The following is a 25,429-nucleotide window of genomic DNA, read 5'->3' as shown; positions in this document are numbered from 1 at the left end:
TCATCGGAAGGTTCAAGACGATGGGGTGATGCGCCAAATGCCAAACGGCATCTGCGGCTCCAGCCGTGTCCACTGGGTCTTGCCATACCAGGTCCAACGATGGCCGTTCATCAGATCTTCACCTTGGGTCTGGGCATCGTCCGGCAGCCCCAATTCCCACAATGGCAACTCAAAACTGGCTTCCTGGGCGTTATAAGGATCCAGGTTCACCGCCACCAGAATGAAGTTGCTGCCATCCTCGCTGCGCTTGCCGAAATACAGGATGTTGTCGTTCCAGGCGTTGTAGAGCTTGAGCCCCAGGTGCGTCTGCAGCGCCGGGTTCTGCCGGCGGATGCGGTTGAGCTGGGCGATCTCGGCAATGATGTTGCCGGGCGCGGTGAAGTCCCGCGGGCGGATTTCGTACTTTTCCGAATCGAGGTATTCCTCTTTGCCCGGCACCGGCGCCGACTCGCAGAGTTCGAAGCCGGAATACATGCCCCACAGCCCCGAACCCATGGTTGCCAGCGCGGCACGGATCAAGAAGCCGGGTCGGCCGGATTCGTGCAGGAAGGCCGGGTTGATATCCGGCGTATTCACGAAGAAATTCGGCCGGTAGCATTCGCGCCACGGCGACTCGTTCAACTGCGTCAGGTATTCGCTCAACTCGGCCTTGGTAGTGCGCCAAGTGAAATAGGTGTAGCTCTGGGAATAGCCGACCTTGCCCAGGCGCGCCATCATCGCCGGCGTGGTGAAGGCTTCGGCCAGGAAGATCACTTCCGGGTACTTGGAGCGCACATCGCTGATCAGCCATTGCCAGAACGGCAGCGGCTTGGTGTGGGGGTTGTCGACGCGAAAGGTCTTCACGCCCTCTTCCACCCAGCCCACGACGATGTCGCGCAACTCGGTCCACAGGCTCGGGATGGCGTCTGCCGCATAGAAGTCGACGTTGACGATGTCCTGGTACTTCTTCGGCGGGTTCTCCGCGTATTTGATCGTGCCGTCCGGGCGCCAGTTGAACCAGCCCGGATGCTCCTTTAGCCATGGATGGTCCTGGGAACACTGGATGGCGAAGTCCAAGGCGATCTCAAGGCCATGCTCGGCGGCCGCCTGGACCAGATGGCGGAAGTCATCGCGACTGCCCAGTTGAGGGTGAATCGCCTCATGGCCGCCGTCTTCGCTGCCGATGGCATAGGGGCTGCCCGGATCATCGGGGCCGGCGGTCAGGGAATTGTTCTTGCCTTTGCGGTGGCTACGGCCGATGGGATGGATCGGCGGGAAGTACAGCACGTCAAAACCCATGTCATGGATCATCGACAGCCGTGAGTGCACGTCATTGAAGGTGCCGTGGCGCGCAGGATTATCTGTGATCGAGCGCGGGAACAGCTCATACCAACTGGCAAACAGCGCCGCCTCGCGCTCCACATCAATCGGGTAGACGGTGCTGATGCTCAGATACGCGCGGTGATCGGCCTGGGTCATCAGGTGTGCACTGTCTTCGTGCAGGAACTGCGCAACCTGCTCGGTTTCCAGCAGGCCGGAGAGTTCGTGGTGCAACAGCATCAGGCGGTCACGCAGCTCATTGTCACTGCGCTCGGCGGCCTGCAGCACCAGGCTGCGGCCTTCCTGCAGTTCCAGGCTGACCGGCACACCCGCCTCATGCTTCTTGCGCAGCTCGTAACAAAAGCTGGCGAAGGTATCGATCCAGGCTTCAATGCAGTATTCGTGAGGACCTTGCTGGGCCACGGTAAACGCGCCCTCCCAGCCGTTGTTGCCTGCGTCGGTCATGACCACGCTGTGCCAGCTTTCGTCCTGCAGCGGGCGCCATCGGATTAGCACGGCCAGCTTGTCATGGCCGTCGGCGAACACTTTGCTGCTGACATTGACCCGCTGGCCGACCACGACCTTGACGGCAAATTCGCCGCCATCGATCACGGGGGTGGTGCTTTCGATTGCGATCCTGGGCAACAACAGTGCTTGGGACAGTGGTAACAAGGAGTCTGTTTCAGCAGTCATCGAGCATCTTCCCCTTACGCCCTGTGGACGCTCTTTGCTTGATCCGAATTCTGAGGCGGCCGAGCTCTTCCTGAGCGAGGCCGTAATAGGTCCGAGCCCGGGCTGCGGTTAAAAGTTCAGCTGGATGTGCCGCCATCCGGCGGGGAATCAATTCGCCCCGGCGGCTGTCCACCGATAGAGCAAAGCACAAAGGAGGCCACACCGATGAATATCCCGATCCCGGCGGAAACGCCGGACCCGAATATTGACAAACCGACACTACCGCCGACGGAACCCGAACCGATTCCAGAGAAAGAACCGCCGGACAACGAGCCGCCTGCGGTGGAAGAACCGCCGAATACGATGCCACCGGTAATCGTCTGAAACACACGGGCGCAGGGTTCGGTTATTGACGGTCGAGCCCTTGCTTACCGGTTAAAAAAAACAAGAAAAGCCGAAACGTCTTACATGCTTGGCAGCAAACAGCTTCCCGATAAATCAACTGACCGCTCTTATACTCCTATGCGTAGACGCCCTCCTGATTGCGGGTGGTAGCGTTTTATATTTTTTGATTTAACGCGAGGACGAGCAATGTCGACCATCAATCCCAACCAGCCCACTTACCCAATACAGCCATCCACCTTGGAAAAGTCCGCTTCGACTTCGCAGGCACAGGATCAACAAGGGGACATGACCCTCAAAAAGCTCAAAACACAATTGACCCCTGCAAACATAAAGCACCTATTGGAACACCCCGACTCTGCAGAGTCCCGTGAATTCCTCGCCGAGCTTCGCCCACTGATGACCCCAGCCAATATCAGTTCAATGCTGCGGGGGCCCCATGCAGAAGCACGAGCCAAAGTACTTGAAGAAATCGGCATGTTGTTGAACAAAGACAAGCTCGAAACAGGCCAGAACTCCATCTTCGAAGGGTTGGAGAAAGATTTCATGCGCCGCGCTTCGCTGAGAAATCTCGAGCTACTGACCAAAATCTTTGATGGAGGGCTGGAGGATATGTACGGGTTCCTAAGCACCTCCAATGAAGCCCTGGGCAACCTCCGGCAGCGGATCGCAGATACAAAATCGACTAGCAAGGAACTCAGCAGTTTCGGTGGCATGCTGAGCAAAGAGAAAATCGACGGGGTGCGGCGCGAGCACAAGAACTGAGCGCAAACGCCGCCTGACAGATCCGAATCATTCATCCTTTTCCAGCAACCGTACGATCCGCGGCATGACACTGAATACCGCGAGGGCCAATAATGTGCTGAGCACCGCTGTCGACTCCCGCCCCAGGCCAGCGGAGACGCCAATCGCAGCGGTCATCCACAACCCCGCCGCCGTCGTCAGCCCTTTTACATGGCCTTCTGCATCATCTTTACCCTTGATGATCGTGCCCGCACCCAGAAAGCCGATCCCGGCAATCACCCCTTGCACCACTCGACTCATGGCGTCCGCCTGGTTGCCGGACATTTGCGGGACAAGTACGAATAACGCTGCCCCCAGTGCTACCAGCATATGGGTGCGTACCCCGGCAGCCTTGCCTTTGCTCTCTCGTTCGAAGCCAAGGATGCCGCCCAGGATGGCGGCGATCAGCAGGCGTACCGTGATCTGGGTGAGCTGCCTGGCATCGCCGATATCGGCGAATTCAGCCTGCAGGGTTTGCCACACTTCATGCCACCAGGCGTTCATGGGTGCCGTCCTTTGTCATTGTCGTTAAAAGGTGGACAGCAACGACCGCCAGTCAGTTGCCTGGAACCGTTGCACATCGCTGCCCCCTAACCCTCATAGCCCATGAAAAAGGAGTCCGGCATGCCTATTCGTATCGATAACCAATTGTGCTATTTCACGCTTGATGACAACGGCCAGGAACAGAGCGTGCCGGCAACCCGAGTCAACATTGTTACCGACACGGCTAAATCCATGTCCTACGTGGAATTGGCAGCCCAGCGGATCTATATCACCGAGGCCGAGGCCGATGCCCTGACCGTGGCCGGTGCCCACGATGGTCGTCAGCATCTGAAGGCCGATGAACCTGGTTCGCTGATTTAATTGATCTGTGTCAGCGCTCTCAAAATAATGCTGCACCCCTGGCTCCATGGGGTGCAACACATTGTCGCAGCGATCTTCATCCGCCCCATCTGATCCGCTTTTTATCGCCATACCTGAGTCTGGTATGCAAACAGTGCCACGCGCATAGTTCATCCGCCTGATGGAGGCTGATGAGCGAACGACCATGAGCGAACACATCCCAACCGTGGAAATTTTTGAGCCCACACACCCAAAGAAGGTGAAGGCCAAATCCAGCGACAACCTGATTCATACCCGCAGTTTCACTGGCCTGTTCCGTACCTTGCGCGTGAGCGGTGCAACCTTTCTGTTCCTGGCGTTTTTCGGCACGGTGTGGCTGAACTGGGACGATCGGCAGGCGGTGCTGTGGGACTTGGCTGAAAGCAAATTCCATATCTTCGGCGCGACCTTCTGGCCGCAGGACTTCATCCTGTTGTCGGCGCTGTTGATCATCTGCGCCTTCGGTCTGTTTGCGATCACTGTGTTTGCCGGCCGCGTGTGGTGCGGCTACACCTGCCCGCAAAGCTCGTTCACCTGGCTGTTCATGTGGTGCGAAAAAGTCACCGAAGGCGAGCGCAACCAGCGTATCAAGCTGCAAGCGGCGCCCTGGAGTCTGAACAAGCTGGCGCGACGCTCGGCCAAGCACACGTTGTGGCTGGGGATCAGCGTGCTGACGGGTCTGACCTTTGTCGGCTATTTCACGCCGATCCGTCCCCTGGCGACCGAACTGCTGACCTGGCAGATGGGCGGCGTCAGCCTGTTCTGGGTGCTGTTCTTTACCGGCGCCACCTACATCAACGCCGGTTGGCTGCGCGAAGCGGTGTGCATGCACATGTGCCCGTATGCACGGTTCCAGAGCGTGATGTTCGACAAAGACACCCTGACCATTTCCTACGACGTGGCCCGCGGCGAAAGCCGTGGCCCGCGCAAACGTGAAGTCAAACCTGCCGACGTCGGCCTCGGCGACTGCATCGACTGCCAGTTGTGCGTGCAGGTCTGCCCTACCGGCATCGACATCCGCGACGGCCTGCAAATGGAGTGCATCGGCTGCGCGGCATGCATCGACGCCTGCGATTCGATCATGGACAAGATGGGCTACCCGCGTGGCCTGGTGAGCTACACCAGCGAACATCAACTGCAAGGCGGCAAGACGCACCTGCTAAGGCCGCGCCTGATCGGCTACAGTGCCGTGCTGCTAGTGATGATTGCTGCGTTGGTGGTGGCGCTGGTGGAACGGCCGATGGTGTCGCTGGACGTAACCAAGGACCGTGGCATGTTCCGCGAGAATGCCCAGGGTTTGATCGAAAACATCTACAGCCTCAAAGTGATCAACAAGACCCAGCAGCGCCAGGATTATCGCCTGGAACTGGTGGACGCCGAGGGCTTCCAGTTGCAAGGCAAGACCGAGATCAGCCTGGCGCCGGGGGAAATCAGCGATGTGCCGGTGTCGGTGGCATTGCTGGCGGATAAACCGGCGAGCAGTTCGCAGACCTTGCGTTTCAAGGTCACGGACGTGGATGAGCCGGGTATCTATAGCATTGCTGACAGCCGCTTTGTAGCGCCGTTGAACCGATAAAAACACTCACACTGACTGAGCCCCCATGAAACGCTACGAAAAATTCGCCGACGACATCGCAGAACTGATCCGCTCCGGCGTACTCGGCCCCGGCCAGCGGGTGCCCTCGGTGCGTTATGCCAGCCAGACCTACGGCGTCAGCCCGTCCACGGTGTTCCAGGCCTACTACCTGCTGGAGCGCCGTGGCCTGATCCGCGCGAGGCCGCGCTCCGGCTACTTCGTCAACACCCACGCCCCCAGCCCGTTTTCCGAGCCGGTGGTGAGCGAGCAGGTGCATGAGTCCACCGAGGTGGACGTGAGCGAGCTGGTGTTTTCGGTACTCGACTCGATCAAGGACCCGAACACCGTGCCCTTTGGCTCGGCGTTTCCCAGCCCCATGCTGTTCCCACTGCCGCGCCTGGCCCGCTCCCTGGCCAGCGCCAGCCGCGAAATGGACCCACGCCTGGTGGTCACCGACATGTCGCCGGGCAACCCGCAACTGCGCCGGCAGATTGCCCTGCGCTACATGGTCAGCGGGTTGATGCTGCCGATGGAAGAACTGCTGATCACCAACGGCGCGCTGGAGGCCTTGAACCTGTGCCTGCAAGCCGTGACCGAACCCGGCGACCTGGTGGCCATTGAAGCCCCGGCGTTCTATGCCTGCCTGCAGGTGCTGGAACGCTTGAAACTCAAGGCGGTGGAGATTCCCGTGCACCCGCGCGACGGCATCGACCTCAACGCGCTCGCGCAAACCCTGGAGCGCTACCCGATCAAGGCCTGCTGGACCATGACCAGCTTCCAGAACCCTATGGGCGCGACCCTGCCGGAAGCCAAGAAACAGGCGCTGGTGGAACTGTTGCGCGGCCATCAGGTGCCCCTGATAGAAGACGATGTGTACGCCGAACTGTATTACGGCCAACAAGCGCCCAAACCCGCCAAGGCCTTCGATACCGAAGGTCTGGTGATGCATTGCGGTTCCTTCGCCAAAAGCCTGGCCCCGGGCTATCGCGTAGGCTGGGTGGCAGCCGGACGCTTTGCGCAGAAGGTTGAGCGGCTGAAGCTGATGACCTCGCTCTGCCCGTCGATGCCGGCCCAGGCGGCGATTGCCGATTACTTGCAGCACGGTGGCTATGACCGCCACCTGAGGAAGTTGCGCTATGCACTGGAAGAGCAACAAAGCGCCATGCTAGCCGCCATCGCCCGTTATTTCCCGGCGCAGACGCGGGTCAGCCAACCCGCCGGCGGGTATTTCCTGTGGCTGGAGCTACCGGAGCAGACGGACTCGTTGAAGTTGTTCCAGATGGCGTTGGCGCAGGGCATCAGCATCGCGCCGGGACCGATCTTCTCGGCAACCCAGCGCTTCCGGAACTGCATCCGCTTGAATTACGGCAGCCCATGGACCGAGGCGTCGGAGAAAGCAATGGAGACGCTGGGGCGGATTGTTCGGTCGTTTTGAATTAACGGTCGTCTGCACTGACGCCATCGCGGGCAAGCCCGGCTCCCACATTGGAATGCGTTCCCCTGTGGGAGCCGGGCTTGCCCGCGATGGCGCCGGTATGAGCGCTACCTATTCAGCGACCGCCGCCCAGGTCCAGGAATGTGCCAGTGGCATACGACGCCTTATCCGACAGCAGCCAGACAATCGCTTCCGCCACCTCATCTGGGCGTCCGCCACGGGCCATGGGAATACCGGACTCCAACTTGCTGACCCGGTCCGGGTCGCCGCTCAGGGCATGGAAGTCGGTGAAAATGTAGCCTGGTCGCACGGCATTCACGCGAATGCCTTCGCCCGCCACTTCTTTCGATAATCCAATGGTGAACGTGTCGAGTGCACCCTTGGAGGCGGCGTAGTCGACATACTCACCCGGCGACCCCAGGCGCGCTGCCACCGACGACACATTGACGATACTCCCACCCTGCCCGCCATGCTTGGGCGACATGCGCAGCACCGCATGCTTGGCGCACAGGATCGGGCCGAGCACGTTGGTCTTCATGATTTTCAGGATGCGAAATTCGGACATCTCATCCACGCGGGATTTATGCCCCACCGTACCCGCATTGTTGACCAGTGCAGTAACACGGCCCAACTCGGCGTCTACACGGTGGAACAACGCGATCACTTCATCCTCGATGCTCACATCTGCCCGCACGGCAATGGCTTGGGCGCCCAGCGCACGCACTTGTTCCAGTACGCGATGGGCCGCCTCTTCGTCGGACTGATAGTTGATGCAGATGCGATAGCCCTGACGAGCGGCCAGCAAGGCCGTCTCGGCACCAATCCCACGGCTGCCCCCGGTGATGATGACGACTTTGTCCATGCGTGCGGTCTCCTGATTCAACCTGATGTTTAGGGTTGGATCCAAGAATACCTGTCACGCACGGCTTTTGTCAGGCGCAACGGCCTCTTCAGCGCGTTGGATATCCGCCATGAAGCCCTCCGCCGGCAATGGGTGACCCAGCAGATAGCCCTGAAGGGAGTTGCAGCCCAGCCGTGTCAGGAAATTCTGCTGCACGTCGGTCTCGACACCTTCGGCAACAATCCGCAGCCCCAGGGCCTGGCCCAGGGCGACAATGGCCGAGACGATGGCGGCGTCGTCGCTGTCGTGTTCCAGGTCGCGCACAAAACCCCGGTCGATCTTCAGCTCATTGGCCGGCAGGCGCTTGAGGTACATCAGGCTGGAATAACCGGTGCCGAAGTCATCGATGGACAAGTCGACGCCCATGTCCGACAACTGCTGCAACACCGTCATGCTCGCATCGGCATCGCTCATGGCGGTGGTTTCGGTGATTTCCAGGGTCAGGTTATTGGCCGGCAACTGGTGCCGCTCCAGAGCCGCCGCCACGCTCTTGACCAGCCCGGCGTGGCAGAACTGCAATGCCGACAGGTTTACCGCAATGCGCCAATCCTCGTAGCCCTGGACGTACCACAGGCTCATTTGACGACAGGCTTCGTTGAGCACCCACTCCCCGATAGGAATGATCAAGCCGGTCTTTTCCGCCAGCTCGATAAACGTCGCCGGCAGCAGCAACCCCTGCTGCGGGTGTTCCCAGCGCAGCAAGGCTTCGGCGCCGACCGGGATGCCGCTGACGGCGTCGAACTTGGGCTGGTAGTACAGGCGAAATTGCTCCTGTTCCACAGCATTGCGCAAGTCCTGCAACAGTTGCAATTGCTTGCGTGCGTTGGTGTTCATCGACACATCAAAAAAGCTGTAGCCGTTCTTGCCCATGCCCTTGGCGTGGTACATCGCGGCGTCGGCGTTCATCAGTAATTCCTGAGGGTTGCCACCGTTGCCAGGGAACATGGCGATGCCGACGCTGGCGGAAATTTTAAGCTCGTGCTCGGCCACCTGGAACGCTCGGTTGATCAGGATCACCTGACGCTCGGCAAGGCCAAGGGCATCGTCCGGCTGGGTCAGTTGCACCAGCAATACAAATTCATCGCCGCCAATGCGTGCCAGGGTGTCCTGACTGCGCAAGTCTTCGCGCAGGCGCAGGCCGACTTCGCGCAACAATTGGTCACCCATGTGATGACCAAAGGCATCGTTGACCGGCTTGAAGCCGTCGAGATCGATAAACATCAGCGCAAAGCAACCGCCCTGCTCCTTCACGGCCTGCATGGCCTGTTGAATGCGATCGGCCAATAACGTGCGATTCGGCAGGCCGGTGAGCATGTCGTGCAGGGCCAGGTGGGTCAGTTCCTGGTTGGCTTGGGTCAGGGAATCGGCCAGCACGGCGGTGCGCGCTTCCAGGCGCGCGTCGAGCAACGAGGTGAGCAAGGCAATGGCCAGCACGGCCAGGGTCGTGACCAGCACCAGGTTGTCCAGGCCCTTACCGCTCAAGCCGTTTAACGCGGCACCGCAGAAGCTCTCATCGGCAAAACGTGCTGCGGCCATACCGGTGTAATGCATACCGACGATGGCGAAGCCCATCACCACCGCCGCCCCGCCCCGCGCCAGGCGCACGTAAGGCATGTTGCGGCGCAGATTGTGGGCTATCCACAGGGCAGCGCCTGACGCCGCGACGGCGATCAGCAACGACGCACCGAACAAGGCAGGGTCGTAGTCGATGCCTGGCGTCATGCGCATCGCGGCCATGCCGGTGTAGTGCATGCAGGCAATGCCGGTGCCCATGACCAGCGCACCAAACGCCAGTTGCCAGGCCGGCAAGCGGGGTTGGCTGATCAGCCACAAGGCAAAGCCGCTAGACAACACCGCGATCAACAACGACAGCGCGGTGATACCTATGTCAAATCCCAGGGCAAACGGCAGGCGCAGCGCCAGCATGCCGATGAAGTGCATCGACCACACCCCTACGCCCATCGCCATGGCCCCGCCGGCGATCCATAAATAAACGGCGCGGCCTTTGGCGGTAGCGATGCGACCGGAAAGATCCAGCGCGGTGTAGGAAGCCAGGATCGCGACGAACAGTGAGATCACGACCAGTGAGGGAGAATAACTACCGATGAGCATGGGACTTCTCGTGCGCAGCGGGCCTGAGAAGCCCGTGCCAGGTGGCAAAGCGGGCGATTGTAGCGAGAATAATTCTTGAGCAGTTGATTAATTATCAGAGGGCCATTAGTGGCATTTTGACGTCAATCAACTGGCTGCTCACCCCGCCCAAATCAGTCCTTTGCGCTGATCGGCGTCTGCCCGTCCCAACCACCACCCAGCGCCGCGATCAATTGCACACTGGCCACCAGGCGCGTCTGCAAAAGGGTCAGTACTGTGCGCTCGTTATTCAGCGCTGTAGCTTGCGTGGTGACCACATCCAGATAGGCAATCAGCCCCGCCTTATACTGGTTCTGGGTCAGGCGCAAAGACTCACGGGCGGCGTCCAGTGCTTCATTGCTGACCACCGCCTCGTCTTCCAGCACCTTGAGCTGCACCATGTAGTTTTCCACTTCGCGAAAGCCATCCAAAACGGTCTGGCGGTATTTGGCGACAGTCTCGTCGTAGCTGGCCACGGTGCGGTCGACTTCCGCCGAACGCTGACCGCCGTCGAACAGGGTCATGGCCAGTTTCGGCCCTACCGACCAGAAACGGTTCGGCAGGCTGATCCAGTCGGCGTAGGTGCTGCTGGAGTAACCACCGGCCAGGCTCAGGCTCAGGTCCGGGTAGTAGGCGGCCTTGGCCACGCCGATATTGGCGTTGGCGGCGATCACCGAGCGTTCCGCCGAGGCGATGTCGGGGCGGCGCTCCAGCAGTTGCGACGGCAGGCTCACCGGAATCTGCGGCAATGCCGGGATGTCCTTGCTCACCGCCAGGTTGAAGTTGGCCGGTGCCTCGCCGATCAACACGGCAATCGCGTTTTCCAGTTGGGCGCGCTGCCAGATCAGGTCGATCAGGCTGGCCTGGGTGGTCTTGAGCTGGGTTTGTGCCTGGGCCACCGCGTCCTTGCCGGAAACCCCTGCACGGTACTGGTTTTCGGTCATTTGCAGGGAGCGCTGATAGGTTTCCAGCGTGGCTTGCAGCAAGCGCGTCTGTTCATCCATGACGCGCAGTTGCAGGTAGCTTTGCACCAGTTCGGACTGCTGGCTCAGGCGCATCGCCGCCAGGTCCGCCGAGCTGGCTTCAGCGCTGGCTTCGTTGGCTTCCAGGCCTCGGCGCAATTTGCCCCAGATATCCGCTTCCCAACTCACGCCCAACTGGGCATTGAGGGTGTCGCGAATACCGCTGCTGGAACTGCTCAGGCTTGCGTTACTGCTACCGGTACCCTGGCTGGCGCGGGTTTTCCCGGCGCTCAGGTCAACGGTGGGGTAAAACGCCCCACGGGAGCTGCGCACCAGCGCCTGGGCCTGGCGGAAGCGCGCTTCGGCCTGGGCCACCGTTTGGTTAGACGTGTTCAAGCGTACCACCAGGTCATTGAGCTGGCGGTCACCGTAAAGCTCCCACCAGGCGCCACGGGCCAGGGAGTCGCTGGGCGTGGCTTGGCGCCAGCCTTGGGCTTCTTTGTACTGGACCGGTTCGACGACTTCCGGGCGTTTGTAGTCGGGGCCAATAGCGCAAGCACTGAGCAATAACGCCAATCCCATTGTAGGAGCGAGCTTGCTCGCGAAGGTCGTCAACGAAAACGCGCCCTGCCTGAAAGTACGCGGTGACGGTGAGTTTTTCGCCGGCAAGCCGGCTCCTATAGGGGACTGCGGTGCATTGGCGTTGATTGAATCGGTCATAGCGCAGTGTCCAGGGCAGCATCGGTACGCACGCCGCGCCATTTATTGAAGCGATGGCGCGCGCGGTCGAGATAGAGGTAGACCACCGGGGTGGTGTAGAGGGTCAGGATCTGGCTGAACACCAAACCGCCGATAATCGTCAGGCCCAACGGACGGCGCATTTCCGCACCATCGCCCGCCCCCAGCAGCAACGGCAAGGCGCCGAGGATGGCCGCCAGGGTGGTCATCAGGATCGGGCGCAAACGCAACAGGCAGGCGCTGCGGATTGATTCCAGCGGGTTCATGCCATCGTGGCGTTCCAACTGCAAGGCCAGGTCGATCATCAGGATCGCGTTTTTCTTCACCACGCCGATCAGCAGGAACAGGCCCAGCAAGGAAATCAGACTGAACTCGCCCCCGGTCAGGTAGATCGCGAGCATGGCGCCGACACCGGCCGACGGTAAGGTCGAGAGAATGGTCAGCGGGTGAATATAGCTTTCATACAGAATGCCCAGCACCAGGTACACGGCCACCAGCGCTCCGAGGATCATGAACGGCTGGCCCTTCTGCGTGGCTGCAAAGGCATCGGCGGTACCGGCCATCTTGGCGATCACGTCTTCGGGCAAGCCGACCTTGGCAATCGCCCGCTCGATGGCGGCCGTGCCCTGCTCCACCGTCACACCGGGCGCCATGTCGAAGGCGATGTTCTCCGAGGCGAACTGGCCTTCGTGGCTGACGCGGTCGTCGGCCAGGCTGTTCTCGTAATGGGCAATGGTCGACAGCGGTACCCGCGCACCCGTGGAGGTGATCACTTGCATCTGGTTGAGGGTGATCGGGTCCTGGGCATATTTGGGATTGACCTCCATCACCACCTGGTACTGGTTGAGGCTGTCGTAGATGGTGGAAATCTGCCGCTGACTGTAGGCGTTGTTGAGCACCGCCGTGACCATGTTCATGTCGATGCCCAGGCGCTTGGCCTGGTCGCGGTCGACAATCAGCGTGACCTGCGCCGCACCCCGGCCTTCACGGGCGTCGATGGCAGTGAGTTCCGGCAGCTCGCGCAAGGCCGCCACCACTTTCGGGTACCACAGGCGCAAGGCCGCCAGGTCGCCGCTTTGCAGGATGTAGGAATACTGCGCGCTGGTCTGGTCGCGACTGCCGCCGAATTGCAGGTCCTGGTCGGCCATCAGGAACAACCGCCCGCCCGGCACCAGCGGCACATCCTTGCGCAGACGCTCGATCACCGCCTGGGCGGAAATCTTGCGCTCGCTGATGGGTTTAAGGCGCACCAGCATCACCGCATTGTTGGTGCCGTTGTTGCCGCCGATAAAGCCGGCCACGCTGAGCACCGCCGGGTCCTTGAGCACCGCCTTGCGGAAGGTTTCCATTTTCGGCTGCATCACGCTGAACGACAGGCCGTCATCACCGCGCACAAAACCGATCAACTGGCCAGTGTCCTGCTGGGGCATGAAGGTTTTCGGCACCACCACGTAAAGCGCGACGTTCATGCCGATGGTCAGCAACAGGCTGAGCAAGGTCAGGCGCCGATGGCGCAACACCCAGTCCAGGCTGGTGGCGTAGCCGGCGACCATGCGGTCGTTGACCTTCTGGCTCCAGCGCTGCAACCCGGTCATCTCGCCCTTCACGTGCGGCTTGAGCCAGCGCGCGCAGAGCATCGGGGTCAGGGTCAGCGAAACAATCAGCGACACAATGATCGCCGCCGACAAGGTGATGGAAAACTCGCGGAACAGGTTGGTGACAATCCCGCCCATGAACAGGATCGACAAGAACACCGCCACCAGCGACACGTTCATCGACAGCAAGGTAAAGCCGACTTCCTGGGCGCCGAGGAACGCCGCCTTCATCGGCGGCACGCCTTCGTCGATATGCCGGGAAATGTTTTCCAGCACCACGATGGCATCGTCCACCACCAACCCAGTGGCCAGGATCAACGCCATCAACGAGAAGTTGTTCAGCGAGAACCCGTACAGGTACATCACCGCAAAAGTGCCCACCAGTGACACCGGCACCGCGAGGGTCGGAATCAGCGACGCGCGAAAGTTACCCAGGAACAGGTACACCACCAGGATCACCAGGCCCACGGCGATGAGCAAGGTCATCTCGGCTTCGTGCAAGGTCGCGGTGATCACCGGCGAGCGGTCCATGGCCAGGCTCAGTTTGACGCTGGACGGCAGCACCGCCTGCAACGCCGGTAACTGCGCCTTGATCTGCCGGACCGTCTCGATGATGTTGGCGCCGGACTGGCGGTTGATCACCAGCAGGACCGCCGGTTCGTTGTTGAAGAATCCGCTGTTGTAGCGGTCTTCCACGCCGTCACTGATCTTGGCCACATCCCCCAGGCGCAGGGCCGCGCCGTTCTGGTAGCGGATCAGCAGCGGCTCGTAGTCCTTGGCCTTCTCCAACTGGTCGTTGGCCTGGATCTGCCAGTTACGCTGGCTGTCTTCCAACGAACCTTTAGGCCGACGCTGGTTGGCATTGGCAATGGTGTTGCGCACATCGTCGAGGGCCACGCCGTACTGATCGAGGGCCTTGGGCTCCAGCTCGATGCGCACCGCCGGCAAGGAACTACCGCCGATCTGCACTTCCCCAACGCCAGGCACTTGGGACAGGCTCTGCGACAGAATGGTCGAGGCCAGGTCGTACAGCTGGCCCTTTTGCAACACGTCCGAGGTCAGCGACAGCACCATGATCGGCGCCTGGGACGGGTTGATCTTCTTGTAGGTGGGCATGCTGCGCATACCGCTGGGCAGCAGGTTGCGCGAGGCATTGATCGCCGCCTGCACTTCCCGCGCCGCGCCGTTGATATCGCGGTCGGAGTCGAACGCCAGGATCACCCGCGTAGAGCCCTGGCTCGACGAACTGCTCATGGTGGTGATGCCGGCAATCGCGCCGAACGAGCGCTCCAGCGGCGTCGCCACAGTGGATGCCATCACCTCGGGGCTGGCGCCGGGCAAGCTGGCCGACACCACGATCACCGGGAAGTCGATCTGCGGCAGCGGCGACACCGGCAACAGGTTGAAACTGACGCCGCCGAGCAACAGGATCGCCAGGCTCAGCAGCATGGTCGCGACCGGCCGGCGGATGAAAGGTCCGGACAGGTTCATGACTCAACCGGCTCCAGGCTTTGCGGCTCTTTGCGCCAACGGCGGCCAAGGCGGTCGAAATACAGGTAGATCACCGGCGTGGTGAACAGGGTGAGCACCTGGCTCACCAGCAGGCCACCGACCATTACCAGACCCAGCGGTTGGCGCAGTTCCGCGCCGGAACCGGTGGCCAGCATCAACGGCACCGCGCCGAACAACGCCGCCAGGGTGGTCATCAGAATCGGCCGGAAGCGCAGCAGCGCCGCCTGGTAGATCGCGGTCTGTGGGTCAAGACCCTGGTTGCGTTCGGCGTCGAGGGCGAAGTCGATCATCATGATCGCGTTCTTCTTGACGATACCGATCAGCAAGATGATGCCGATGATCGCGATCATGCCCAGGTCATTGCCGCTGAGCAGCAACGCCAGCAAGGCCCCCACCGCCGCCGATGGCAAGGTCGAGAGAATGGTGATCGGGTGGATATAGCTCTCGTAGAGCACACCCAGCACGATATACATGGTGACCACCGCCGCCAGGATCAGCAGCAAAGTGCTCGACAGCGAGGCTTCGAAGGCCTGGGCCGCGCCCTGGAACTGAGTCTGCACGCCCACCGGCATGCCGATGTCTTTCTGGGTCTGGTTGATCAGCTCCACACCTTTGCCCAGCGCAACGCCAGGGGCCAGGTTGAATGACATCATCACCGCCGGGAACTGGCCGATATGCGCAATCGCCAATTGCGCCTGGCGCTGTTCCACGCGGGCGAGGCTGGACAAGCGCACCTGGCCGCCGTCGGTGGTTTTCACGTGGATCTGGTTCAGCGCGTCCGGGCCGAGGGTTTCGCCGGACTGGGCCTGCAGCACCACGCGGTACTGGCTGGCCTGGGTGTAGATGGTGGAGATCTGCCGCTGGCCGAAGGCGTCATACAGCGCGTCGGTGATGGTCGACACACTGACGCCCAGGCGCGACGCCGCGTCGCGGTCGATCACCAGGTACACCTGCAAGCCCTTGTCCTGCAGGTCACTGGCGACGTCAGTGAGTTCGGGTAACTGGCTCAACGCGTGGACCAGTTTGTCACTCCACAATGCCAGCAACTCGGCGTCCGGCGACGACATGCTGAACTGGTACTGGGTACGGCTGACGCGATCTTCGATGGTCAGGTCCTGCACCGGCTGCATGAACAGGCGGATACCCACCAGCTTGTCGATTTCCGGCTGCAAACGGGTGATCACCTGGGCCGCGCTCAGGTCGCGCTGGCCGTGGGCCTTGAGGTTGATCAGCAAGCGCCCGCTGTTGAGGGTCGCGTTGTCGCCGTCCACACCAATATAGGAAGACAGGCTTTCCACTGCCGGATCGGCCAGGATGATCTTCGCCAGGTCCTGCTGGCGCTGGCTCATGGCGGCGAAGGAAATCGACTGTGGCGCTTCGGAAATGCCCTGGATCACGCCGGTGTCCTGCACCGGGAAGAAGCCCTTGGGCACGATCAGGTACAGGAACACAGTCAGGCCCAGGGTCGCGATGGCCACCAGCAGGGTCAGCGGCTGGTGCTTGAGCACCCACTGCAGCATGCTGCCGTAACGCGCGATCAACCAATCGATCCAGGCGCCACTGGCCTTGTAGAAGCGGCTTTGTTCCTCTTCCTTCGGCTCACGCTTGAGCAAACGCGCGCACATCATCGGCGTGAGCGTCAGCGAGACTACCAGGGAAATCAGGATCGCCACCGCCAGGGTGATCGCGAATTCGCGGAACAGGCGCCCGACCACGTCAGCCATGAATAGCAGCGGAATCAGTACCGCGATCAGCGACAGGGTCAGGGAAATCAGGGTGAAGCCGATCTGCTTGGCGCCCTTGAGCGCGGCGGCCAGCGGCGTTTCGCCTTCCTCGATATAACGGGAGATGTTCTCCAGCATCACGATCGCGTCGTCCACCACAAAGCCGGTGGCGATGGTCAGGGCCATCAGCGTCAGGTTATTGATGGAGAACCCCGCCAGGTACATCACGCCAAAAGTGCCCACCAGGGACAGCGGCACGGCGATGGACGGAATGATCGTGGCGCTGACCCGACGCAGGAACAGGAACGTCACCATCACCACCAGGGCAATCGCGATGAGCAATTCGTGCTGCACGTCTTTGACCGAGGCGCGGATGGTCTGGGTGCGGTCGGTGAGCACCGTCACGTCGAGGCCGGCTGGCAAGTTATCAGTGATGCTCGGCAACAGCGCCTTGATGCGGTCCACCACCTCGATCACGTTGGCCCCCGGCTGGCGCTGGATATTCAGCAGCACGGCCTGGTTTTCGTTGGCCCAGGCGGCAAGGCGTTCGTTTTCGGCACCATCGACGATCTGGGCCACGTCTTTCAGGCGCAGCGGCGCGCCATTGTTGTAAGCGAGGATCAGCTCGGCGTATTGCTGGGGCGAAACCAACTGGTCGTTGGCGTCGAGCATCGACACGCGGGTGGGGCCGTCAAAGTTGCCCTTGGGCTGGTTGACGTTGGACGCGGCGATCAGGGTCCGCACGTCCGACAGGTTCAAGCCATTGGCCGCCAGGGCCTCGGGGTTGACCTTGATGCGCACGGCCTGGCGCTGGCCGCCCGCGATGCTGACCATGCCGACGCCGCTGATCTGCGCGATTTTCTGCGCCATGCGCGTGTCGACCAGGTCATTGAGCTTGGGCAGCAGCATGGTCTTGGAGGTGATTGCCAGGGTCAGCACCGGGGTATCCGCCGGGTTGACCTTGTTGTACACCGGCGGCGCCGGCAGGTCCTTGGGCAACAGGTTGGTCGCGGCGTTGATCGCGGCCTGCACTTGCTGCTCGGCGACATCCATATTGATGTCGAGGTTGAAACGCAGGGTCAGCACCGACGCACCGCCGGAGCTGGTGGAGGCCATCTGCGTAAGGCCGGGCATTTGCCCGAACTGGCGTTCCAGCGGCGCGGTGACCGCACTGGTCATCACGTCGGGGCTCGCGCCGGGGTACAGGGTCATCACGCGGATCGTAGGGTAATCCACCTGGGGCAAGGCCGACACCGGCAGCAAGCGATACGAAATGATACCGGCCAACACAATAGCCAGCATGCTCAGCGTGGTGGCGACCGGGCGAAGGATAAACAGCCGCGACAGGTTCATGAACCGACCTTTTGCGCCTTGCCGGCAGTGGTGCCGGTCTCCCCTTTCGCCGCGGGCTTGCCTTGCAGGTGTTCAGTCGGCGTGGTTGGCACTTCACTGCTGTCGTTGACCACTTCGATCTCGCTGCCGTCCTTCAAGCGGTCGGTGCCTTCCAGCACCACGCGATCGCCGGCCTTGAGGCCTTCTTTGATCACGGTGTTGTCGCCATCGGTATCCCCCACCACCAGGGGCTGCACCTTGACCTTCTTATCGCCGTCGAGCACATAAACAAAGGTACCGGTGTTGCCGAACTGGATCGCCGCCGACGGCGCCAGCACCACGTTATGCAGGGTGTCGGCCAACAGGTGCACGTTGACGAACTGGTTCGGGAACAGTGCCTGGTCCTTGTTATCGAAACGTGCCTTGAATTTCAGGGTACCGGTGGTGACGTCGATCTGGTTGTCCAGGCTCTGCAGCACGCCGACGGCCTGCTGTTTCACATCGCCACGGTCCCAGGCTTCCACGGGCAGCTTGTTGCCGGCGTGGTAGCGGGTGAGCACGGTTTCCAGGGTGTTCTCCGGCAAGGTGAAGGCCACGCTGATTGGCTGGGTCTGAGTGATCACGGCGAGGAACGTGGTGTCGTTGGCTGCTACCAGGTTGCCGACGTCCACCTGGCGCAGGCCGACGCGGCCGCTGATCGGCGCGCGGATCTTGGTGAATTCGAGGTTGAGCTTGGCGTCATCCACCGCGCCCTGGTTGGTCTTGACCGTGCCCTGGTATTGCAGGACCAGCGCTTCGGCGGTGTCCAGAGTCTGCTTGGCGATGCTGTCCTGGGCATACAGGTCGCGATAACGCTGCACGTCGACCTGGGCGTTTTTCAGCTGGGCCTGGTTCTGCATCAGCGTGCCCTGGGCCTGGAGCAAGGCGTTCTGGTAGCTGCGCGGGTCGATCTCGGCGAGCAGGTCGCCGGCCTTGACCATCTGGCCTTCTTCAAAGGCGATCTTCACCAGCTCGCCGCCCACCCGGCTGCGCACATTGATGGTATTGAGTGCGGTGACCGTGCCCAAGGCCTTGTAGTACACCGGGAATTCGCCCAGCACCGCAGGCGCCACACGCACTGGCACCGGGCCGGTAGAACCACCGAAACCCGGGCGCATCATCCCCGACTTGCCGGCACGTCCGGCTGGCGCCTGCGCGGCGCCATCCTTGTGGCTGGCGGGCCAGAACTTCCAGCACAGGCCGGCGATAACCAGCAGCACAAGCAGGCCGAACAGCCAGCGACGGGACTTACGGGGGGAGGATTGCATGGAGTGATCAACCATTGGGCGCGAGAGCTTCTTCTTTGGGAGGCTGAAAGATAAGCACTGGGGCGCATTTAGAAAAGCGCCTTTACCGGCTATTTACCTTGGGCTTACAACTTTTAACTTCTGACCTTAGTTCATCGGCCGTTTCGCTAAGCATCTGAGCTACAAATAAAAACGGCCTGGACTAGGCCAGGCCGCAATCATGCATCAAGCGTGTTACTGCAAAACGACAGTAACGTACCGAAACAGTTACTTCAAAACAGCCAAGGCTGCTTCGTAGTTCGGCTCTTGGCCGATTTCTGGCACCAGTTCGCTGTGCAGCACGTTGTTGTTCTCGTCCAATACCACCACGGCGCGGGCGGTCAGGCCTTGCAGAGGGCCGTCGGCCAGCGAAACGCCGTAGTCGACCGCGAAGTCGGCGTTGCGGAAGTCCGACAGGCTCAGCACATTGTCCAGGCCTTCGGTGCCGCAGAAACGCTTCTGGGCAAACGGCAGGTCAGAGGAGATGCACAGCACGACGGTGTTGCTCAGGTCGTTGGCCTGGGCGTTGAACTTGCGTACCGAAGTGGCGCAGGTCGGGGTGTCAACGCTTGGGAAGATGTTCAGAACCTTGCGCTTGCCGGCGAAGGTTTCCAGGGACGCTTCTGACAGGTCGACAGCAACAAGGCTGAACTCAGGAGCGGTGGAACCGGTTTTCGGCAATTCGCCTTCAACCTGGACAGGGTTACCACGAAGGGTGACTTGAGCCATGAACGGAATCCTTATGCTGATTTGGGTTTAACGAATTCGAGAGGCCGAAGTTAACCACAAAGTACGTTCGCTACCTACCGCCAAACATAAATTGTCATGTCGGCGGTTATGGTTTAATTGCACGCTTTGCGCCCTGCCCTTCAAGGAAAACGATGTCGATGAATGCCCCTGCCACCAAAGTCCTGGTCATTGGATACGTCTGGCCGGAACCCCGTTCCTCGGCTGCCGGCGGGCATATGATGCAAATTCTTGAGAGCTTTCTTACACAAGGTTGGGATATCACCTTCAGCAGCCCGGCCACCATCGGCGAACACAAGGCCGACTTGCCTGCGCTGGGCATCGCCGAATGCGCTATCGAACTGAATAACAGCAGTTTCGATGATTTTATCCGCGAACTGGTGCCGGATATCGTGCTGTTTGACCGTTTCATGATGGAGGAGCAGTTCGGCTGGCGTGTCGAGAAGCACTGTCCCGATGCCCTGCGGGTGCTGGAAACCTGCGACCTGCAAAGCCTTCGCGACGCGCGCCAGCAGCGTCTGAAGGATCACCTCAAAGCCCATCCCCACAGCGAGGATTTCAGCGCACTGTTCGTGCCGGCGCTGGATGATGAATTCCAGCTGATGGCCGATACGGACATCGCCAAGCGTGAAATTGCAGCGATCTACCGCTGTGACATCAGCCTGATGATCTCGGACGTGGAAGCGCATCTGCTCACCGAGCAATTCAAAGTACCCGCCGCCCTGCTCCACTGGTGCCCGCTGATGTTGCAGCCGCCGACCGAGCCCTTCGTGCCGTTTGAAGACCGTGCGCACTTCCTCAGCATCGGCAACTTCCGCCACGCGCCCAACTGGGATGCGGTGCTCTGGATGAAAAACAGCCTGTGGCCGTTGATCCGCCAGCAATTGCCGGGCGCGCAGTTGCATATCTACGGGTCCTATACCCCGCCCAAGGCCACGGCATTGCACAACCCGGCGCAGGGTTTTCATGTGATGAATTGGGCCGAAGATGCCCTGCAAGTCATGACCGCCGCGCGTATCTGCCTGGCGCCCCTGCGCTTCGGTGCCGGTATCAAGGGCAAACTGGCGGACGCGATGCTCTGCGGTACACCGAACATCACCACGCCCATCGGTGCCGAAGCCATGGGTGATGATCAGCCGTGGCCCGGCATGATCGAACACAGCGCCCCCGCCCTGGCAGCCGCCGCCGTGGCGCTGTATCAGGATCGTGAACGTTGGACCCAGGCCCAGGAAGACGGCCGCCGGTTGCTGGCCCGACGCTACAACGCGGCCACCCACGGGCCGGCGTTGGTGGCGTGCCTGGAACACTGTCGTGGCAACCTGGCTGCCCACCGCCGGGACAACTTCACCGGCAGCATGCTGCGCCACCATGCGCATAAAAGTACGCAGTATATGTCCCAGTGGATCGAGGCAAAAAACCGCAGCCTATAAACACCAGCGCTGGCGAGGGCGCGCGCGACGGGGCATTATCCTACGCAGCAACCACAAAAAAGCGACGGCAACATGACCCGAGCAACGCGAATTACCGACCCTTCCTACGAGTTGATGGACGACCACAACGGCCTGTCCATCATCTATCGCCAGCACGGTTTCCCCTGCCCGCTGGTGCGCTGGCACTTCCACAAGGAATATGAGCTGCACCTGATCGTGGCCAGCTCGGGCAAGGTGTTCATCGGCGACTACATCGGCAACTTTTACCCGGAAAGCCTGTTTCTCACGGGTCCCAACCTGCCCCACAACTGGATCAGCCAGGTGGAGGAAGACGAGGTGGTGCCCAAGCGCGACATGCTGGTGAATTTTACTGATGAGCTGTTCGAGCAAGGCAGCCACATCTTCGCCGAACTCAAGACCCTGGCGCCGTTGCTGGAGCGCGCGCAGTACGGCATCGAATTCCGCTGCAAAAAAACCATCGCCCAGGCCATGACCTTGATGCAGCGCATCGAGGACGCCCAGGGCATGGCGCGCCTGGGGCATTTCTTTATCCTGCTGGAGGTACTGAGTGCCTGCGAGGATTACCAACTGCTGTCCGGGGTAACCACGCCACAGTTGGCGGACGAGCACAGCATCGACCGTACCAACCGCGCGGTGGACTACATTTTTGCGCATTACGCGCGGGAACTGTCGCTGGAAGAAGTGGCGGACTACCTGGGCATGAAGCCGACCTATTTCTCCCGCGTGTTCAAACAGGCCACCGGGCGCACGTTTATCGAGTTCGTCAATCGCCTGCGCATCAGCAAATCCTGCGAACTGCTGGCCGATGGCGACAAGGCCGTGACCGATGTGTGCTTTGAGTCAGGCTTCAACAATATTTCCAACTTCAATCGGCGCTTTCAGCAACTCAAGGGCATGACCCCTTCTCACTACCGACGCCTCGCCGTGCAACGCCTGACGGAGCAGAACCTGGCTTAAAGGTTTCAGCCGCAGTGTGACAGAGTGCAAAAAAGTATCAGTCCCAGTGCGCCCAAGGATTTGTCACATCGCCATTTCAAGGCTGTAATCAACCGCACACTCTTCCTGACTCCCTGTAGGAAGACACAACAACAATAACCGTCCTTCTGTAGCCCCCTGGGCGCGGAAATGGAGTGCGCGATGAAGTTCACAGCAAAAGCACTGCTTGCCTTTTCTTGTATGACCCTCAGCGCCGTCAGCCTTGGCGCGCAAACCCTCACCATTGCCACCGTCAACAACAGCGACATGATCCGTATGCAGAAGCTCTCGAAAACCTTCGAGACCGAGCATCCGGAGATCAAGCTGAACTGGGTGGTGCTCGAAGAAAACGTGCTGCGCCAACGCCTGACCACCGACATCGCCACCCAGGGTGGGCAGTTCGACGTGTTGACCATCGGCATGTACGAAGCTGCACTGTGGGGCGCCAAAGGTTGGCTGGAACCGATGAAGGACCTGCCGGCGTCCTACGACCTCGATGATGTATTCCCTTCGGTGCGTGACGGTTTGTCTGTCAAAGGCTCGCTGTACGCCTTGCCGTTCTACGCCGAAAGCTCGATCACCTATTACCGCACCGACCTGTTCAAGAACGCCGGGCTGACCATGCCTGAGCATCCGACCTGGACCCAGATCGGCGAATTCGCCAGCAAACTCACCGACAAGACCAAAGAGCAATACGGCCTGTGCCTGCGCGGCAAAGCCGGTTGGGGCGAGAACATGGCGCTGATCACTACCCTGGCCAACGGCTACGGTGCGCGCTGGTTCGATGAAAAGTGGCAGCCGGAATTCAACGGTCCTGAATGGAAAGACGCGCTGAACTTCTACGTCGACAACATGAAGAAATCCGGCCCGCCGGGTGCTTCCAGCAACGGTTTCAACGAGAACCTGGCGCTGTTCAACAGCGGCAAGTGCGCGATCTGGGTCGACGCCAGCGTGGCCGGCTCGTTCGTCACCGACAAGACTCAAAGCAAAGTGGCTGACCATGTCGGTTTTACCTTTGCCCCGCACGAGAAGACCGACAAAGGCACTTCGTGGCTGTACTCCTGGAGCCTGGCGATCCCGACCAGCTCCAAGGCCAAGGACGCCGCCAAGGTGTTCACCAGTTGGGCGACCTCCAAGGAGTACGGTGCATTGGTCGCCAAGACCGATGGCATCGCCAACGTACCGCCAGGCACGCGCAAGTCGACCTACAGCGACGAGTACATGAAGGCGGCGCCGTTTGCCAAGGTGACCCTGGAGTCGCTGAAAGTCGCAGACCCGACTAAACCGACGCTCAAGCCGGTGCCGTATGTCGGTATCCAGTTGGTGACCATTCCTGAGTTCCAGGCGATCGGGACCCAGGTCGGCAAGTTCTTCTCGGGTGCACTGACTGGTCAACAAACGGTGGATGCTGCACTGACCGCCGCGCAGACCACCACCGAGCGTGAGATGAAGCGGGCCGGTTATCCCAAGTAACCTCCCTGACCTGTAGGAGCGAGCTTGCTCGCGAAAAAGGTACATCCGAAGCCGCACTGGGCCTGGAATGCCTTCGCGAGCAAGCTCGCTCCTACAGGGGTTTTGCGCACCTGCCTCTAATCGGTCTTGATTACCATGAATACACCCGCCAAAAACCGCCTGGCCAACCCCGGCTGGTTCCTTGTCAGCCCCTCAGTCGCCCTGTTGCTGCTGTGGATGATCGTGCCATTGGGCATGACCCTGTACTTTTCGCTGATCCGCTACAACCTGCTCTACCCCGGCGAAAACCAGTTCGTGGGGCTGGAAAACTTTACCTATTTCATCACCGATTCGGGCTTCCTGCCCGGCGCCACCAATACCTTGTTGCTGGTGGGCAGCGTGTTGCTGATCAGCGTGGTGTTCGGTGTGCTGATCAGCGCCCTGCTGGAGGCCAGTGAGTTCTTCGGCCGTGGCTTGGTGCGAGTGTTGCTGATTTCGCCGTTCTTCATCATGCCCACCGTCGGCGCGCTGATCTGGAAGAACCTGATTTTCCACCCGGTCTCGGGGATTCTCGCCGCCGTTTGGAAGTTCTTCGGCGCAGAACCCGTGGACTGGCTGGCGCACTACCCGTTGCTGTCGATCATCATCATTGTGTCGTGGCAGTGGCTGCCGTTCGCCATCCTGCTGCTGATGACCGCCATGCAGTCCCTCGACCAGGAACAAAAGGAAGCCGCACGCCTGGACGGTGCCGGCGCCATCGCGATCTTCTGGCACCTGACCCTGCCGCACCTGGCCCGTCCGATTGCCGTGGTGGTGATGATCGAGACGATCTTCCTGCTCTCGGTGTTCGCTGAAATCTTCACCACCACCAACGGTGGCCCCGGCTACGCCTCGACCAACCTCGCCTACCTGATCTACAACCAGGCGCTGGTGCAGTTCGACGTGGGCATGGCCTCGGCCGGCGGCTTGATTGCCGTGGTCATCGCCAACATCGCGGCGATCATCCTGGTGCGGATGATCGGCAAAAACCTGACTGACAAGCCTTGAGGGCCGCGCCATGACGCTTCAACAATCCCGCCGCCTGCAAAGCCTGTTGCTCGGCACATTGGCCTGGGCCATCGCGATCCTGATCTTCTTCCCGATCTTCTGGATGGTGCTGACCAGCTTCAAGACCGAAATCGACGCGTTCGCCACGCCGCCGCAGTTCATCTTCACGCCGACGCTGGAGAACTACCTGCACATCAACGAGCGCAGCAATTACTTCAGCTATGCGTGGAACTCGGTGCTGATTTCCTTCAGTGCAACGGCGCTGTGCCTACTGATCTCGGTGCCAGCGGCCTACTCCATGGCGTTCTACGAAACCCAGCGCACTAAAGGCACGCTGCTGTGGATGCTGTCCACCAAGATGCTGCCGCCGGTGGGCGTACTGATGCCGATCTACCTGTTGGCCAAGAGCTTTGGCCTGCTGGATACGCGCATTGCGCTGATCATCATCTACACCCTGATCAACCTGCCGATTGTGGTGTGGATGGTTTA

Annotated in this window: 19 protein-coding genes; 10 read left to right on the top strand and 9 right to left on the bottom strand. The window is 60.7% G+C overall.

Features of this window, described 5'->3' with window-relative positions:
* Positions 1-12: 12 nt before the first annotated feature.
* Positions 13-1,992 carry an alpha-1,4-glucan--maltose-1-phosphate maltosyltransferase gene (locus CI807_RS20580; RefSeq protein WP_095015972.1) on the bottom strand — a complete coding sequence of 660 codons (1,980 nt, stop codon included), beginning with the start codon at positions 1,990-1,992 and terminating at the stop codon, positions 13-15.
* Between the two features lie 204 nt (positions 1,993-2,196).
* Between CI807_RS20580 and CI807_RS31485 the strand changes: the two genes are divergently transcribed.
* The gene (locus CI807_RS31485) at positions 2,197-2,355 is read left to right on the top strand and encodes a hypothetical protein (protein ID WP_177409592.1); all 159 of its coding nucleotides are present in this window, start codon (positions 2,197-2,199) and stop codon (positions 2,353-2,355) included.
* A gap of 207 nt (positions 2,356-2,562) precedes the next feature.
* Positions 2,563-3,138 (top strand): hypothetical protein, encoded by a 576-nt coding sequence (locus CI807_RS20575; RefSeq protein WP_095015971.1) that lies wholly within the window; start codon positions 2,563-2,565, stop codon positions 3,136-3,138.
* A gap of 27 nt (positions 3,139-3,165) precedes the next feature.
* On the opposite strand, the gene CI807_RS20570 is transcribed toward CI807_RS20575, so the two are convergent.
* On the bottom strand, positions 3,166-3,660 hold the full coding sequence (locus CI807_RS20570; RefSeq protein WP_095015970.1) for an MgtC/SapB family protein: 495 nt from the start codon (positions 3,658-3,660) through the stop codon (positions 3,166-3,168).
* 120 nt (positions 3,661-3,780) lie between these two features.
* Between CI807_RS20570 and CI807_RS20565 the strand changes: the two genes are divergently transcribed.
* The 3 genes from CI807_RS20565 (at position 3,781) to mapR (ending at position 7,049) form a co-directional block, all read left to right on the top strand.
* Positions 3,781-4,020, top strand: a complete 240-nt coding sequence (locus CI807_RS20565; RefSeq protein ID WP_095015969.1) for a DUF3203 family protein — start codon at positions 3,781-3,783, stop codon at positions 4,018-4,020.
* A 184-nt stretch (positions 4,021-4,204) separates the two neighbouring features.
* Positions 4,205-5,614 (top strand): cytochrome c oxidase accessory protein CcoG, encoded by a 1,410-nt coding sequence (ccoG, locus tag CI807_RS20560; RefSeq protein WP_095015968.1) that lies wholly within the window; start codon positions 4,205-4,207, stop codon positions 5,612-5,614.
* Between the two features lie 25 nt (positions 5,615-5,639).
* Positions 5,640-7,049 carry a GntR family transcriptional regulator MpaR gene (mapR, locus tag CI807_RS20555; protein ID WP_016980342.1) on the top strand — a complete coding sequence of 470 codons (1,410 nt, stop codon included), beginning with the start codon at positions 5,640-5,642 and terminating at the stop codon, positions 7,047-7,049.
* A 115-nt stretch (positions 7,050-7,164) separates the two neighbouring features.
* On the opposite strand, the gene CI807_RS20550 is transcribed toward mapR, so the two are convergent.
* From CI807_RS20550 to tpx, 7 genes are all read right to left on the bottom strand, one after another.
* Complete coding sequence (locus CI807_RS20550) at positions 7,165-7,911, bottom strand: SDR family oxidoreductase (protein ID WP_095015967.1); 747 nt, start codon at positions 7,909-7,911, stop codon at positions 7,165-7,167.
* A gap of 54 nt (positions 7,912-7,965) precedes the next feature.
* Positions 7,966-10,062, bottom strand: coding sequence for a bifunctional diguanylate cyclase/phosphodiesterase (locus CI807_RS20545; RefSeq protein WP_095015966.1), 2,097 nt, complete (start codon positions 10,060-10,062; stop codon positions 7,966-7,968).
* A gap of 152 nt (positions 10,063-10,214) precedes the next feature.
* Entirely contained in the window at positions 10,215-11,624 is a 1,410-nt protein-coding gene (locus CI807_RS20540; protein WP_016980345.1) for an efflux transporter outer membrane subunit, read from the bottom strand.
* Between the two features lie 134 nt (positions 11,625-11,758).
* The gene (locus CI807_RS20535) at positions 11,759-14,866 is read right to left on the bottom strand and encodes an efflux RND transporter permease subunit (protein WP_095015964.1); all 3,108 of its coding nucleotides are present in this window, start codon (positions 14,864-14,866) and stop codon (positions 11,759-11,761) included.
* On the bottom strand, positions 14,863-17,964 hold the full coding sequence (locus tag CI807_RS20530; RefSeq protein ID WP_016980347.1) for an MdtB/MuxB family multidrug efflux RND transporter permease subunit: 3,102 nt from the start codon (positions 17,962-17,964) through the stop codon (positions 14,863-14,865). Before CI807_RS20530 ends, CI807_RS20535 begins: the two co-directional genes overlap by 4 nt.
* Positions 17,961-19,265, bottom strand: coding sequence for an MdtA/MuxA family multidrug efflux RND transporter periplasmic adaptor subunit (locus CI807_RS20525; protein WP_095015963.1), 1,305 nt, complete (start codon positions 19,263-19,265; stop codon positions 17,961-17,963). The genes CI807_RS20530 and CI807_RS20525 overlap by 4 nt, the downstream gene beginning before the upstream one ends.
* Positions 19,266-19,496: 231 nt before the next feature.
* On the bottom strand, positions 19,497-19,997 hold the full coding sequence (tpx, locus tag CI807_RS20520; RefSeq protein ID WP_016980349.1) for a thiol peroxidase: 501 nt from the start codon (positions 19,995-19,997) through the stop codon (positions 19,497-19,499).
* A gap of 158 nt (positions 19,998-20,155) precedes the next feature.
* On the opposite strand from tpx, the gene CI807_RS20515 reads away from it, so the two are divergent.
* The 5 genes from CI807_RS20515 to CI807_RS20495 form a co-directional block, all read left to right on the top strand.
* A complete protein-coding gene (locus CI807_RS20515) occupies positions 20,156-21,445 on the top strand; it encodes a glycosyltransferase (RefSeq protein WP_095015962.1) in 1,290 nt (429 codons plus the stop codon).
* A gap of 72 nt (positions 21,446-21,517) precedes the next feature.
* Complete coding sequence (locus CI807_RS20510; protein WP_095015961.1) at positions 21,518-22,423, top strand: AraC family transcriptional regulator; 906 nt, start codon at positions 21,518-21,520, stop codon at positions 22,421-22,423.
* 180 nt (positions 22,424-22,603) lie between these two features.
* On the top strand, positions 22,604-23,914 hold the full coding sequence (locus CI807_RS20505; protein ID WP_095015960.1) for a sugar ABC transporter substrate-binding protein: 1,311 nt from the start codon (positions 22,604-22,606) through the stop codon (positions 23,912-23,914).
* A gap of 135 nt (positions 23,915-24,049) precedes the next feature.
* On the top strand, positions 24,050-24,940 hold the full coding sequence (locus tag CI807_RS20500; RefSeq protein WP_032864136.1) for a carbohydrate ABC transporter permease: 891 nt from the start codon (positions 24,050-24,052) through the stop codon (positions 24,938-24,940).
* A gap of 10 nt (positions 24,941-24,950) precedes the next feature.
* Positions 24,951-25,429 (top strand): carbohydrate ABC transporter permease (locus tag CI807_RS20495; protein ID WP_177409591.1); only part of this gene is annotated, 479 nt, incomplete at its 3' end.

Origin of the sequence: Pseudomonas sp. NS1(2017) (assembly GCF_002269425.1) — a bacterium.
GTDB lineage: Bacteria > Pseudomonadota > Gammaproteobacteria > Pseudomonadales > Pseudomonadaceae > Aquipseudomonas > Aquipseudomonas reactans.
This window is presented reverse-complemented; position numbering and strand designations above follow the sequence as displayed.

Coding starts and splice junctions, on each gene's coding strand:
- CI807_RS20580 (WP_095015972.1), bottom strand. CDS start 1,992: ATGACTGCTGAAACAGACTCCTTGTTACCACTGTCCCAAGCACTGTTG.
- CI807_RS31485 (WP_177409592.1), top strand. CDS start 2,197: ATGAATATCCCGATCCCGGCGGAAACGCCGGACCCGAATATTGACAAA.
- CI807_RS20575 (WP_095015971.1), top strand. CDS start 2,563: ATGTCGACCATCAATCCCAACCAGCCCACTTACCCAATACAGCCATCC.
- CI807_RS20570 (WP_095015970.1), bottom strand. CDS start 3,660: ATGAACGCCTGGTGGCATGAAGTGTGGCAAACCCTGCAGGCTGAATTC.
- CI807_RS20565 (WP_095015969.1), top strand. CDS start 3,781: ATGCCTATTCGTATCGATAACCAATTGTGCTATTTCACGCTTGATGAC.
- ccoG (WP_095015968.1), top strand. CDS start 4,205: ATGAGCGAACACATCCCAACCGTGGAAATTTTTGAGCCCACACACCCA.
- mapR (WP_016980342.1), top strand. CDS start 5,640: ATGAAACGCTACGAAAAATTCGCCGACGACATCGCAGAACTGATCCGC.
- CI807_RS20550 (WP_095015967.1), bottom strand. CDS start 7,911: ATGGACAAAGTCGTCATCATCACCGGGGGCAGCCGTGGGATTGGTGCC.
- CI807_RS20545 (WP_095015966.1), bottom strand. CDS start 10,062: ATGCTCATCGGTAGTTATTCTCCCTCACTGGTCGTGATCTCACTGTTC.
- CI807_RS20540 (WP_016980345.1), bottom strand. CDS start 11,624: ATGGGATTGGCGTTATTGCTCAGTGCTTGCGCTATTGGCCCCGACTAC.
- CI807_RS20535 (WP_095015964.1), bottom strand. CDS start 14,866: ATGAACCTGTCCGGACCTTTCATCCGCCGGCCGGTCGCGACCATGCTG.
- CI807_RS20530 (WP_016980347.1), bottom strand. CDS start 17,964: ATGAACCTGTCGCGGCTGTTTATCCTTCGCCCGGTCGCCACCACGCTG.
- CI807_RS20525 (WP_095015963.1), bottom strand. CDS start 19,265: ATGGTTGATCACTCCATGCAATCCTCCCCCCGTAAGTCCCGTCGCTGG.
- tpx (WP_016980349.1), bottom strand. CDS start 19,997: ATGGCTCAAGTCACCCTTCGTGGTAACCCTGTCCAGGTTGAAGGCGAA.
- CI807_RS20515 (WP_095015962.1), top strand. CDS start 20,156: ATGAATGCCCCTGCCACCAAAGTCCTGGTCATTGGATACGTCTGGCCG.
- CI807_RS20510 (WP_095015961.1), top strand. CDS start 21,518: ATGACCCGAGCAACGCGAATTACCGACCCTTCCTACGAGTTGATGGAC.
- CI807_RS20505 (WP_095015960.1), top strand. CDS start 22,604: ATGAAGTTCACAGCAAAAGCACTGCTTGCCTTTTCTTGTATGACCCTC.
- CI807_RS20500 (WP_032864136.1), top strand. CDS start 24,050: ATGAATACACCCGCCAAAAACCGCCTGGCCAACCCCGGCTGGTTCCTT.